This window comes from Streptosporangium sp. NPDC051022 (assembly GCF_040683035.1).
Classification (GTDB): Bacteria; Actinomycetota; Actinomycetes; order Streptosporangiales; family Streptosporangiaceae; genus Streptosporangium.
In genome coordinates, this window is the sequence record NZ_JBFBCF010000029.1 from 18599 (window position 1) to 31030 (window position 12432).

The 12432-nt window shown below is 72.7% G+C and carries 12 protein-coding genes; 7 read left to right on the forward strand and 5 right to left on the reverse strand.

What is annotated here, in order from left to right; translation table 11 throughout:
• Positions 1 to 59 precede the first annotated feature (59 nt).
• The 3 genes from tesB to AB0N02_RS35315 all read right to left on the reverse strand — a co-directional run bounded on the left by tesB (position 60) and on the right by AB0N02_RS35315 (position 3649).
• Positions 60 to 941 (reverse strand): acyl-CoA thioesterase II, encoded by an 882-nt coding sequence (gene tesB, locus AB0N02_RS35305; protein WP_363955604.1) that lies wholly within the window; start codon positions 939 to 941, stop codon positions 60 to 62.
• A complete protein-coding gene (locus tag AB0N02_RS35310) occupies positions 938 to 3016 on the reverse strand; it encodes an ATP-dependent DNA helicase UvrD2 (protein WP_363955607.1) in 2079 nt (692 codons plus the stop codon). Before AB0N02_RS35310 ends, tesB begins: the two co-directional genes overlap by 4 nt.
• A 129-nt stretch (positions 3017 to 3145) precedes the next feature.
• Entirely contained in the window at positions 3146 to 3649 is a 504-nt protein-coding gene (locus AB0N02_RS35315) for a hypothetical protein (protein WP_363955610.1), read from the reverse strand.
• Positions 3650 to 3683: 34 nt separating this feature from the next.
• Here AB0N02_RS35315 and AB0N02_RS35320 point away from each other — a divergent pair, with 34 nt between their 5' ends.
• Together AB0N02_RS35320 and AB0N02_RS35325 are read left to right on the forward strand one after the other, a co-directional pair.
• Positions 3684 to 4403, forward strand: coding sequence for an alpha/beta hydrolase (locus AB0N02_RS35320; protein ID WP_363955612.1), 720 nt, complete (start codon positions 3684 to 3686; stop codon positions 4401 to 4403).
• Positions 4404 to 4480: 77 nt separating this feature from the next.
• Positions 4481 to 4717, forward strand: a complete 237-nt coding sequence (locus AB0N02_RS35325) for a mycoredoxin (RefSeq protein ID WP_363955615.1) — start codon at positions 4481 to 4483, stop codon at positions 4715 to 4717.
• Here AB0N02_RS35325 and nudC read toward each other — a convergent pair whose 3' ends face one another.
• Positions 4718 to 5695, reverse strand: a complete 978-nt coding sequence (gene nudC, locus AB0N02_RS35330; protein WP_363955617.1) for an NAD(+) diphosphatase — start codon at positions 5693 to 5695, stop codon at positions 4718 to 4720.
• Between the two features lie 217 nt (positions 5696 to 5912).
• Here nudC and AB0N02_RS35335 point away from each other — a divergent pair, with 217 nt between their 5' ends.
• Genes AB0N02_RS35335 through AB0N02_RS35350 form a run of 4 tightly spaced genes read left to right on the forward strand, consistent with a single transcriptional unit; the run spans position 5913 to position 11513 of the window.
• Positions 5913 to 7070 (forward strand): ATP-grasp domain-containing protein, encoded by a 1158-nt coding sequence (locus AB0N02_RS35335; protein WP_363955620.1) that lies wholly within the window; start codon positions 5913 to 5915, stop codon positions 7068 to 7070.
• On the forward strand, positions 7055 to 8671 hold the full coding sequence (locus AB0N02_RS35340; protein WP_363955623.1) for an IucA/IucC family protein: 1617 nt from the start codon (positions 7055 to 7057) through the stop codon (positions 8669 to 8671). The genes AB0N02_RS35335 and AB0N02_RS35340 overlap by 16 nt, the downstream gene beginning before the upstream one ends.
• Positions 8668 to 10248 (forward strand): IucA/IucC family protein, encoded by a 1581-nt coding sequence (locus AB0N02_RS35345; RefSeq protein WP_363955626.1) that lies wholly within the window; start codon positions 8668 to 8670, stop codon positions 10246 to 10248. The genes AB0N02_RS35340 and AB0N02_RS35345 overlap by 4 nt, the downstream gene beginning before the upstream one ends.
• Positions 10245 to 11513 (forward strand): type III PLP-dependent enzyme, encoded by a 1269-nt coding sequence (locus AB0N02_RS35350; protein WP_363955629.1) that lies wholly within the window; start codon positions 10245 to 10247, stop codon positions 11511 to 11513. The genes AB0N02_RS35345 and AB0N02_RS35350 overlap by 4 nt, the downstream gene beginning before the upstream one ends.
• Before the next feature lie 116 nt (positions 11514 to 11629).
• Here the strand turns inward: AB0N02_RS35350 and AB0N02_RS35355 are convergent, their stop codons facing one another.
• On the reverse strand, positions 11630 to 12085 hold the full coding sequence (locus tag AB0N02_RS35355; RefSeq protein ID WP_363955632.1) for a hypothetical protein: 456 nt from the start codon (positions 12083 to 12085) through the stop codon (positions 11630 to 11632).
• A 129-nt stretch (positions 12086 to 12214) separates the two neighbouring features.
• Here AB0N02_RS35355 and AB0N02_RS35360 point away from each other — a divergent pair, with 129 nt between their 5' ends.
• A complete protein-coding gene (locus AB0N02_RS35360; protein ID WP_363955635.1) occupies positions 12215 to 12406 on the forward strand; it encodes a hypothetical protein in 192 nt (63 codons plus the stop codon).
• The last annotated feature ends 26 nt before the right edge of the window (positions 12407 to 12432 follow it).

The window sequence follows — 12432 nt, forward strand, 5'->3', positions numbered from 1 at the left end:
TTGACCATGACCCTAAACCCCGGTCCCCGGGGCGGGCAACATATTTTCTACCTGCAGTTTTACAACTGATTCACGCGGATCATCGCCTCCTGAACCACCGACACGGCCAGGTCTCCGGAGCGGGTGAACATCTCTCCCCTCGCCAGCCCGCGCGCGGCGCCGGACCAGGGCGACTCCTGGGCGTACAGCATCCAGTCGTCCACGCGGAAGGGGCGGTGGAACCACATGGCGTGGTCCAGCGAGGCTCCGGAGACGTTCGGGGTCCCCCATGCCTGGCCGTGGGCCAGCAGTACGGTGTCGACCAGGGTGAAGTCCGAGGTGTAGGCGGCGAGCACCACGTGCAGCAGCGGGTCGTCGGGCAGTTCCGCGTCGTAGCGGAACCAGACGTTCGTCGCGGAACTGATCAGCGCGGGATCGCGCAGGGCCTCCCAGGTGAGGGGGGTCGCGTAACGGGCGTCGACCGGGCGCGGCCTGGCCAGCAACTCCCGCCACGGGGACTCCTCCCGCACGTCCCACAGGGCCTCCCGCATCCGGTCCTGGAACGGCGTCAGCTCCTCCGGCCCGGGTACGTCGGGCATCGTCGTCGCCTGGTGCTCCAGGCCGGGCTCGGGAATGTGGAAGGAGGCGGACATGGTGAATATCGCCTTGCCGTGCTGGACGGCCACGACCCTGCGGGTGGTGAAGGAACGGCCGTCCCTGACGCGCTCGACGTTGTAGACGATCGGGATCGCCGGATCGCCGGGCCGGATGAAGTAGGCGTGCAGCGAGTGGACGTGCCGGTCGCCGGGGACCGTCCGCCCCGCCGCCACCAGAGCCTGGGCCGCCACCTGACCGCCGAAGACCCGCTGGATGTGCTCCTCCGGACTGCGGCCCCTGAAGATGTCGAGCTCGATCTGTTCCAGGTCGAGCAGGTCGAGCAGCTCCTTGAGCGCCTGGTTCACATGTCCTCCGTCCGGTCCGCCGCGGCACGGCAGAGGGCCACCACCGCCTCGCCGTACCGGTCTAGTTTGACGCGTCCGATTCCGGTGATCGCCAGCAGGTCCTGTTCACTGAGCGGCGCGCGCTCGGCGATGGCCTGGAGGGTGACGTCGGTGAACACCACGTAGGCCGGGATCTTGGCCTCCTTGGCGACCGCGGTGCGCCAGGCCCGCAGGCTCTCCAGCAGGGCCTCGTCGTAGTCGGCGGGGCAGGTGGCGCACCTGCCGAGCTTCTGCTCGGCGGCGGCGGTCAGGGTCTTGCCGCAGATCCGGCAGCTGACCGGCGCGGCGACCGGGCGCCGTTCGGCGGAGGCGAGCGGGGATGCCGGGGAGGTACGGCTCCGCGCCGCGGAACGCCCGGTGAGGCCGTCCAGGAAACGGGAGGGTTTCCTGGACCTGCGGCCGCCCGGCGAGCGCGCCAGCGCCCACGACAGCGTCAGGTGGGCCCGGGCCCGGGTGACGCCGACGTACAGCAGGCGGCGCTCCTCCTCGATCTGCTCGGGCGTCTCGGCGTAGATGATGGGCATCATGCCGTCGGTGACGCCGGCCAGGAAGACGGCGTCCCACTCCAGGCCCTTGGCCGCGTGCAGCGAGGCCAGCGTGACGCCCTCGACCGGCGGCGCGTGCTGCTCGCCGGCCCTGCGCTCCAGCTCCACTACGAAGGCGGCCAGGTCGGCGCCCGAGGCGCCCATGTCCTCGGCGAGGTCGGCGAGGGCCTTGAGCGACTCCCACTTCTCCCGGGCCTTGCCGCCGCCGGGGGCCTCGGGGGTGAGGCCGATGCCGCTGAGAATGTGGTGGACGGTCAGGGCCAGTTCGTCGTCCCGCGCGGCGGAGCGGGCGGCCCCGCGCAGCAGGACGACCGCGTGCCGGACCTCGGGGCGCTCGAAGAACCGGTCGGCGCCGCGCAGCAGGTAGGGGATGCCCGCCTTGCTGAACGCCTGCTCGTAGGTCTCCGACTGGGCGTTGACCCGGAAGAGCACCGCGATCTCACGGGTCGGCACGCCGCCGTCGGCGAGTTTGCGCACCGCGCGCGCCACTCCCTCCGCCTCGGCCTGTTCGTCGTCGTACTCGACGAAGGCAGGTTCGGGGCCGTCGGGACGCTGGGCGACCAGGGCGAGTTTGTGCGGGGTCTTCGACCGGTCGAGCAGCCGGTTGGCCAGGGACACGACCTGGGGGGTCGAGCGGTAGTCGCGGACCAGTTTGACCACGGTGGCGTTCGGATGCTCGATCGGGAAGCCGGTCAGGTATCGGGGGGTCGCGCCGGTGAAGGAGTAGATCGTCTGGTTGGGGTCGCCGACCACGCACAGGTCGTCGCGCCCGCCGAGCCAGGTGTCGAGCAGCAGCTTCTGCAGCGGGTTGACGTCCTGGTACTCGTCCACGACGAAGTAGCGGTACTGCTGGCGGATCTGCGCCGCGACCTCGCGGTGCTCGGTCATCACCGCCGCGGTGAGCTCGAGAACGGTCTCGAAGTCGACGAGGTGCCGGTCGCGGCGGAGCGTCTCGTAGGCGTCGTAGAGCCGGAAGATGTCCTCGGCGGGGACGGGCGGGGTCCGGCCGGCCTTCCTGGCGGCCTCGGCGTAGTCCTCCGGGCCGATCTGGACGGCCTTGGCCCACTCGATCTCGGAGGCGATGTCGCGCAGCTCGGACCGGTCGGGGTTCCTCCTGATCGAACGGCAGGCGTCGATCAGCAGGGGCAGCTTCGACTCGATCACCTTGGGCGGGTCGCCTCCGATGACGCGCGGCCAGAAGTAGGTGAGCTGGCGCAGCGCGGCGGCGTGGAAGGTGCGGGCCTGTACTCCCGGCGTGCCGAGCTGCCGCAGCCTCTGCCTGAGCTCGCCCGCGGCCCGTGTGGTGAATGTCACGGCCAGCACGCTCTGGGCGTCGACCACACCGCTGCGCACCGCGTGGGCGATGCGGTGGGTGATCGCCCGTGTTTTGCCCGTCCCCGCGCCGGCGAGCACGCAGACCGGGCCGCGCACCGCCTCGGCCACCTCGCGCTGCTCGGGATCCAGGCCGCCCAGGACATCGTCGGACTGCACGCAGCCTCCTTACACGGGTTGAACAGGCCAGACGGAAGCATCCTCCCAGCCGGTGGCCAAGCACCGACCATTCTGGCAACATGCCGCCGTCAACCTATGTCGTTCGATGAAGATGCGGAAAAAGGGCAGTTACTCCACAATGGGGGGCAAATTCAGCCCCGAGTGAAGGAAGAGGACTGTGCGAACTGCGGTAACCGTGAGTGCTCTCGCCCTGGCGGCGTTGGTGATCGGCCCCGCCGCCTTGCAGGTGTCCCCTGCCGCGCACGCTTCCTCGATCTCCTCGGTCTCCACCGGCTCCCCGAGCTCTTCCGGGTCCCCCGGTTCCCCGGACTCCCCGGGCTCCTCGGGCTCCTCGGGCTCTTCCGGGCGGGACGGCGCCTCCACCACGGGATCGGCGGGCGCGCCGGGGGCCGCGGGGTCGGCCAAGACGGCGACATCGGCCGGGACGGCCAGAAGCGCGAAACGGGCGAAGGCCGCCCCGACCTCCGCTCCGACCCCGACCCCGACTCCCACCTCGACCGCGTCTCCGTCCGCGTCCGCGGCCGCGACCGCGAAGCCGAAGAAGCCGGGGCCCACGCCGTCCCCCTCGCCGACCGCGACGACCGATCCGCAGCTCCCCGGCACCGTCGTCAACACCGTCTCGTACGGCTCGCACCCCCGCCAGCGGATGGACGTCTGGCACGAGACCGACGGCCTCAAGCGGCCCGGCATCTTCCTGGTCCACGGCGGCTGGTGGTCCGGCGGCGACAAGAAGTACATGACCGAGATCACCAGGAGCTACGCCGAGCAGGGCTACACGGTCTTCAACATCAACTACCGCCTCTCCGGTGACGCGGCCTGGCCGGCCCAGCGGACCGACACACTGGACGCCATCGCCACCGCGCGCAGGCACGCCGCCCTGTGGGGCTTCGACCCCAACAACTACGTGGTCGTCGGCTTCTCCGCGGGCGGTCATCTGGCCGCCGCCGTCGGCACCTACGGGGACGGCCTGCCCGGTCTGCGCGGCGTGGTCGGCATCTCCCCGGTGACCTCGCCGATGCTGGCCTACGAGGACGGCGCGGACACCCTCGACCTGAGCAGGCGCAAGCTGCGCGAGGCGGCCATCCAGCTCGCCGGGGGCTGCGAGCCGGCCAAGTGCCCGAAGATCTGGGCCAGCATGGAGGTGTCACGGCACGCGAGCCGCGGTGACGCGCCGATGCTGGCCCTGCACTCGGAGGACGAGTTCGTGCCCGCCGCGCACAGCCTGCAGCTCAAGGAGCGCCTGCGCCCGTTCGGCGTGCCGGTGACGGTGCTGACCGAGCCCGGCGCCGAGCACAGCTCGCCGATGTACCGGCTGCCCGGTGTGGCGGAGACGGTCCAGGACTGGATCGCCGGAAAGCTCCTCTGAGCGACGGGAAGATGAAACGCTCTCACCTTGTTGGCAATGAGCGCCGAACTTCTCACAAATGAGGGGATAGTCCACAAATGGCGCTGACGGTTTACACCACCACCTGGTGCGGCCCCTGCAGGCGGCTGAAGACCCAGCTCACCCGCGAGGGGATCTCCTACCAGGAGATCGACATCGAGCAGAACCCCGACGCCGCCCAGTTCGTCATGAGCGTCAACAACGGTAACCAGACCGTGCCGACCGTGCTCTTCCCGGACGGCACGGCCGTGACCAACCCCTCGGTGATCGAGGTCAAGGCCAGGCTGAACGCCTGATCACCAGTCTCCGGTGAGCGGCTCGCCGTACCAGGTCTCGATCAGCCTGCGGGCGATCGAGACCTCGGACGGCAGGCGCACCTCACCGCTGTCCAGCGCGGCCCGCAGTTCCGCACGGCTGAACCAGCGGGCCTCCGCTATCTCCTCCCGGTCGAGGACGAACTCCGTCGAGACGGCCCTGGCGAAGAAACCGAGCATCAGGCTGCGCGGGAACGGCCACGGCTGGCTGCCCAGGTAGCGGGGCTCGACCACGCGTACGCCGACCTCCTCCGCCACCTCGCGGGCGACGGCGTTCTCCAGCGACTCGCCGGGCTCGACGAAACCGGCGAGCACCGAGAAGCGCCCCTCCGGCCACTGCGGCCCGCGGGCCAGCAGGCATCGGTCCTCGTCGTCGTGCACGAGCATGATCACCGCCGGGTCGACGCGGGGGAAGTGCTGGCTGCCGTCCTGGGGACAGACGCGCACGTGCCCGCCCGAGCGCACCTCGGTACGGCCGCCGCAGCGCGGGCAGAACTCGTGGGTGGCGTGCCAGGCCTCAAGGGCGACCGCGTAGACCAGCAGTCCGGCGTCCAGGTCCTCCAGCAGCGAGCCGACCTGGCGCAGCCCCGCGGCGACGGTCTCCCCATCCCGTAGCGCCGAGAGCGCGACGGGGGCGACGCCCCGCCCGGAGGCGTTCGGCAGCGCCGCGCCCGCCAGCGGGGCCGCCACGGCGAAGTAGGCGATGCCCTCGGCGTCCAGTCCGAGCAGGTAGCGCTCCCCCGGGGGCGCGTCGGCCGCCGGCAGCAGGACCAGCCCGACTCCCTGCCCGCGCCGCCTGACCAGCGCCTGCCCGTCGTCCACGACCACGACCCGGGTGGCACCGTCCGCCCACGCCCGTTCGAGCCACGCGGTGTCGCCGCGCAGCGGCGCCGAGCGGTCGATGGCGCTGCGCGCGAGCAGCAGCGGTCCCAGTAGTCCTTCTTGAGTGGTGATGTCCACGCCGTCCCCGCTTCCCAGACCGATTGGCCATCTTATGCCGCGGAACGCGAACGACTCGCCCGGGTCCCGCCGCCTCCGCCCGAGGCGAATCTTGGAGACAGCCACCGCGCGCACCGGACATATACGGTGAATATCCGATCACAACAGCGAGATGATCTCCATGCGACTAGGATGCACCGAGTTAGGTTAGGCTTACCTGATTATCGGGGGTCCCGCATTGCGCCTGTACCTCACCGCGCTCAAGCCGACCGACTCGGTCACCGACGGCTTCCTCCCCGCGGCACGGGCACTGGGCTGCGACGTCACCATTCTGACCGACCGGCCGGAGCGGCACCTGGACTCGGGTGCCGAGGTGCTCGGCTGCGACGTCCGTGACGCCCGCGCGGTCATCGACGTCATCGCACACCACCACGCGCCGGACGCCGTCTTCTCCAACTCCGACCACCTCCAGGCGGAGACGGCTCTGGCCGCCGCCTACTTCGGCCTGCCCGGCAAGGACTGGCGGGCCTGCGTCGCGGCCAAGAACAAGGCGCTCACCCGCAGGCGGCTGGCGGCGGCGGGCGTCGAGACCGTCCGCTCGGTACGGCTGGCCCCCGGCGACCCCGCCCCGCCGGACATGCCCTTCCCCGCGGTCGTCAAGCCCCGCGAGGGGGTCGCCAGCGAGGACGTCGTGCTGGTGCGGGACGACCGCGAGCTCGCGGCGGCCCTGCGGGCGATCCGGGCCCGGCGCCCCGGCGAGGCGCTGGTCGTCGAGGAGTACCTCGAAGGGCCCCTGCACACGCTGGAGACGCTCGGCGACGGCGGGGAGCCGCTGGTGCTGGGCGGCTTCAGGACCACGCTGGGGCCGCTGCCGTACTTCGTCGAGGAGCGGCTCGACTGGGAGCCGCCGCCCGGACGGGAGCACGTGCTGCGGGCGCTCGCCGCGCTGGGGGCGGGGTTCGGGGCCTGCCACACCGAATACGTGATGACGCAGGCGGGCCCCAGGATCGTCGAGGTCAACTACCGGGTGATCGGCGACCACTGCGACTTCCTGCTCGGCGACCTGCTGGGCGTCCCGCTCTTCGAGCGCGTCCTCGGCGTCCACCTGGGGGCGGCGGCCGGAGAGCCGGGCCGCGCCGGCGGGCACGCGACCGCGCTGAGCGTGGTCGCCCGCCGGCCGGGGACCGTGGTCGCGTCCCCCGGAACGGTCGTCCCCGCCCCCGGCGACCCGGTGCGCCTGTGGCACCGCCCGCTGCGCGCCGTCGGCGACCGTGTGGAGCCGGGCAACACCAACCGCGACTACCTGGGCGTCGTCCGCGCGATCGGCCCGGACCGGGCGAGCGTCGACGCGGCCCTGGCCGCCTTCGAGACGGCCGGTCCGTGGGTGATCGCGTGACCGGCGGCGGGCGGGAGCCGTACCTCGCCTCCCGCGTGCTGGACGCGCTGCTGCGCGAGGACTACGGCGGCCTGGCCGGGCGGATGACGCGGGGCAAGGACGGCGTCGCGCTGGTCCTGCCCGGCGGACGCCGGATACGGCTGGTGCCGGGTTCGCTGTTCCAGGACTTCGTGGTCGCCCCCGAGGAGACACTCGGCCTCGGGGAGGTGCTGCGGACCCTGGAGGAGATCGCCGCCCCGGCCGACGGCACCGGGGTCGAGGCGTTCGCCCGGGAGTGCCGGGAGGCGCTGCGCGCCCACGACCTCCACGACGCCCACCGCGACGGGGTGCTGGCCCGGCTCCGCGACGAGACGCGGCCGCGCGCCGCGCGCTACGAGACGCTGGCCGCCTTCGTCGACCATCCCGTCTACCCGACGGCACGGTGCCGGGCCGGGCTCTCCGACGAGGACCTGACGGCCTACACGCCGGAGTTCGCGCCCTCCTTCCGGCTGCGGTGGGCGGCCGTGCCCCGGGAGCGGGTGACCGGTACGGCGATGCCGGGCGCGCCCGGGTTCCCCGCCGCCGGGCTGCCGGCGTCCCTCGCCGCGACACACGTGCTGTTCCCGGTGCACCCGCTGACGGTCCCCGTGGTCGAGGAGATCCCGTGGGCGGTCGTCGGGGCGGAGCCGTACCTGGAGGTCAGCCCGACGCTGTCGACGCGCACGGTCGCGGTCGACGACGGCACGCACGTGAAGCTGCCGCTGGCCACCAGCACGCTGGGCATGCGCAACCGGCGCTCGATCAAGCCCGGCACGCTGGCCGACGGGGCACGGGCCGAACTGCTCCTGCGCCGGATGCCCCACCCCGGGGTACTGCTGGCCGACGAGCAGACCTACGGCCACGCCGGGCACGAGTACCTCGGCTGGCTCGTCCGCCGCCTGCCGCCCGGCGAGATCGTCCCGGTGGCCGCGCTGCCCGCGCCCCTGCCCGGCGGCGGCACCGTCGTCGAGGGGCTGGCCGGGCGCCGGTACGGAGGCGACGTGGCGCGGATGCTCGGGGAGTACCTCCGGCTGCTGTTCGGCTTCCACGTCCGGCTCTTCGTCCGGTACGGCACCGCCCTGGAGACCCACCAGCAGAACCTCTCGCTGGTCCTGGGAGATGGCCCGCCCAAGCTGCTGATCAAGGACAACGACGGCCTGCTGACCTCACCCGACCGGCTGCGGGCGGCGGGCGTCGCGGTACCGCGCTTCACCGACGAGCGGATGCTGACCGACGACCCGCACGCGCTCGCCGACGTGTTCGTGACCATCACGCTGCACCTGGCCGCCGCCGCGGTGACGTTCGGCGCGCTGCCGCCCGCCCGCGCGTCCGGGCTGCTCCGCGAGACGCTCGCGGAGGCACTGGACGAACACGGGGACGACCCGATGGCCAGGCTGCTGCGGGCCAGGACCCTCGACGCGGCCAGGCTCGTCGGCAAGTCGATGATCACCGCGGGAACCCTGGTGGACAAGGCGCGCACCGGGGCGCGCGACGTGAACAAGTTCTACGGCACCAGCGGCCCCAACTACCTGCGCCAACCCCCACCGGCCATCCGGAACGCGATCACGCGAAGGACGTCATGACCAGCCTCGCACTCGACTCCTGCCCCGTCACCGCCGCCGAGGAGGCGTCGCTGGCGGCACTGCTGCGCTGCTGTGTCAGGGAGGTGGCCGGGCCTCGCGGGCAGGTCTGGCACGCCGGGCCGTACGTGCTGCTGCGCGTGGCGGACACCCTGCTGCGGGGCAGGACCCACGGCGGGCTCGCGCTGCGGTTCGACGGGCGGCCCGAGTGGCTGGACCGGGGGTGCTGGCAGCCGCTGGACGCCGACCGGCTCGTCGGGCTCGTGGAGACCGAGCTCGGCGGGACGAACGAGGAGTTCGCCGCCCAGGTGGGCGCCAGCCGGGAGGCCATGGCCGCGCTGCTCACGGCCAGGCGTCGGACCCCCGCGCCCGCCGACCCGTGGCTGGCCTCCGAGCAGCGGCTGGTCTTCGGGCACCCCTTCCACCCCAGCCCCAAGGCGCGTGACGGCGCGGGCTGGCTGCGCTACGCCCCGGAGGCGCACGCGAGCTTCCCGCTCAGGCTGCTCGGCGTCCGCGACGACGTGCTGGCCGAGGCGGGTGAGACCGGCCCGCTGGACGACCTCGCCCCGGCGCCGCCGGGCTACTCGACGCTCCCCGCGCACCCGTGGCAGCTCGACCTGCTCGCCGCCGAACTCGCCGCGCCGCTGGCCGACGGGCGGCTCGTCGACCTGGGGTACGGCTCCCGCCCCGCGATCCCCACCTCGTCGGTCCGCACGGTCTACGAGCCGCGCCTCGACCGGTGCCTGAAGTTCAGCCTGGACGTGCGGATCACCAACTGCGTCAGGAAGAACTCCTGGTACGAGCTGGCGGGGGCGGTCGAGCTGACCCGTCGCCTCGGGCCGGTGTTCGAGGAGCTGTCGGCCGCCTTTCCCGGAACCGGATGGCTTCCCGAGCCCGGATACCGCTCCGCCGACCTGGGCGTCCGGCTCCTGGAGGGACTCGGCGTGATCATCCGTGCCAGTCCGTGGTCGGTCTGCAGGCCGGGGGTGACCCCCCTGCTGAGCGGCGCGCTGGCCGTCCCCGAGGGGTTCCGGGCCGTTCCCGGCGGCCCCCCGGCGGACCCCGTGCGCTGGTGGCGCGCCTACGTGGAGCGCGTCGCGCCGCCGGTGCTGGAGGCGTACCTGAACCACGGCGTGGTGCTGGAACCCCACCTGCAGAACGTGCTGGTGGGCGTGGACGCGTCGGGACTGCCGGTCGAGGCGGTCTTCCGCGATCTGGAGGGCACCAAGCTCGTCGCGGGGCGCCACGACCTGTCGGGGCTGCCGGGCCGGGTCGCCGAGGCGCTCACCTACGATCCCGGCAGCGGCTGGGACCGGGTGGTCTACTGCCTGATGGTCAACCATCTCGCCGAGGTCGCCGCCTCCCTGGCCGGGACGGGTTCCGTGCGGGAGCTGTGGGCGGTCGCCGGGGGGGTGCTGGCCGGATACGCGGGCTCCCTGGGGTGGCCGCCGCCGCTGGCCGACCTGCTGGCCGGGGCGCCGCTGCCCGCCAAGGCCAACCTCTCGGTCAGGTGGGCGCGCTCGGCCGACCGCTCCGCCGGGTACGTCCCGGTGGCCAACCCGCTGGCGGTGCTGTCTTGATCCCGATTCCCGACGGCCTGCCCGCCCATGTCGTCCCCGACGACCTGCCCGCCTACGTCTACGACCTGGGCGCGCTCGACGCGCACGCGGCGGCCGTACGGGCCGCGATGGGAGAGGTCGAGATCTACTACGCCGTCAAGGCCAACCCCGATCCCCGGCTGCTGCGGGTGCTCGCGCGGCACGTGGACGGTTTCGAGGTCTCGTCGGGAGGCGAACTGGCCCACGTGCGCGCGCTGTTCCCCGGCATGCCCGTGGCCCTGGGCGGTCCGGGGAAGACCGATGCCGACCTGGCCGCCGACGTCACCCGCCTGCACGTGGAGAGCCCCGGCGAGCTGCGGCGCCTGCTGGAGGGGCGTCTACGGGAGAACGCCTCGCGGGGGGATGTCCCGCGAGGGGACGCTCGGCCCGGGGACGCTCGGCTGGGGGACACTCGGCAGGAGGATCGGCGCCCGGTCGATGTGCTGCTCCGGGTCAACCTCGACGTTCCGGTGACCGGGGCGGCGTTGGCCATGGGCGGCGGAGCGACCCCGTTCGGCATGGACCCCGACGGGATCGCCGAGTGCGTGGCCCTCCTGCCGGACGACCGGACGCCCCCGGCGGATCGGCCGGATCAGATGGACCGGGCGGCCCTGGCGGATCAGGTGAATCGGACGGATCAGGCGGATCTGGCCGGTCGGAGTCCGGTACGGCTGCGCGGGATCCACGCCCACCTCGCGAGCGGGCTCGACGCCCCGGCGCTGCTGGAACTGGCGCGGGCCGTACTGGAGCACGCCAGGGAACTGGGCGTCTCGGAGATCAACCTCGGCGGAGGCATGGCGGTGTCCTACGCCGATCCCGGCGCACGGTTCGACTGGCGCTCCTACGGCGAGGGCCTGGCGGAGCTGCGCCGCCCGGGAGAGGTGCTGCGCATCGAGCCGGGGCGGGCGCTGACCGCCTACTGCGGGCGGTACGTGACGCGGGTGATCGACGTCAAACGGGTCCACGGCGAGCTGTTCGCGGTGGTCGCCGGAGGCACCCACCACCTGCGCACCCCGGCGGCCAAGGGGCACTCCCAGCCCCTGTCCGCGCCCGGCGCTCTTCCCGAGGGGGAGCCGATCACGATCGTCGGCCAGCTCTGCACGCCCAAGGACGTCCTGGCCCGCCACGTCCCCGTGCGCCTGGCCGTCGGGGACGTCGTCGAGTTCGCCATGGCCGGCGCGTACGCGTGGAACATCTCCCACCACGACTTCCTGATGCATCCGGCGCCGGGCTTCCACTACCTGTAGGCCGTCCGTGCGGGAGGGCCCACGAAGATCCACACCGGAGTCCTGATTCTCCGAAATCGTCGACGACGCGGGAGGTGCCGTGCCCGGTCGGCCGGGCACGGCACCCGTTGTTCCGGCTAGCCGCAGTTGCCGTAGCCCCTGACGCCCTCGCCGTACACCGAGGAGGACGTGCCGTGGATGCCGCCCCAGATGCTGGCGCACTTGCCCTTCCCATACGCGACGGCCTTGGCGAAGTACTTGTACTCGTCGGAGTCGTAGCCGCCGTCACCGCCCTGGATGCCCAGGATGGCGGTCACCGTGGTGGCGACTCCCACGTACTTGGTCTTGATCGTGGCGAGGCAGTTGTATCCGGTGCCGTTGTTGTAGAGCAGGTAGACGTAGCCGAGCACCTCGCCGGTGTGAACCTCCTTGACGGCCCGGGTGCCGTCGCTGACGCGGGAGAACCCCGAACCGCACACCCCCTCGGGGGTGTAGGCGGCGGCGTTCGCGGAGCCGATCGGAGCGGCCGCGAGCGCCATCGCCGACAACGCGCCGACCGTGAAGAGCCGGGTGATCCTAACTCCTATGCTCATCTCACGAGCCTTCCTGTCGAGGGCGGCCATGCCCGCCGCCATGGGGAGCAGCTTGGATCGAGGGGCTTCACGCTCCCTGTACGGCCGGGCGTCCCCCGGGCGGAACCGCCCACCGCCCCGACAGGAAAAGTGAAGCCCCAGCTCAACGGGGCCTCCGGTCGACGGCGTCCCAAGAGACCGGGGAGAGATCCCGGAGACCGGCCGCGCCCCGGCCTGGTGCTCGGCTACGGCGCCGCCCGCACCGAGCGCGTCGCCGAGGGACTGCGGATCCTCGCCCACCATCTGGGCGGCCTTGCGGGGAAGGGCGACGTCGACCGGTGACTCCCGCGCCGATCCCGGCGGCGCCC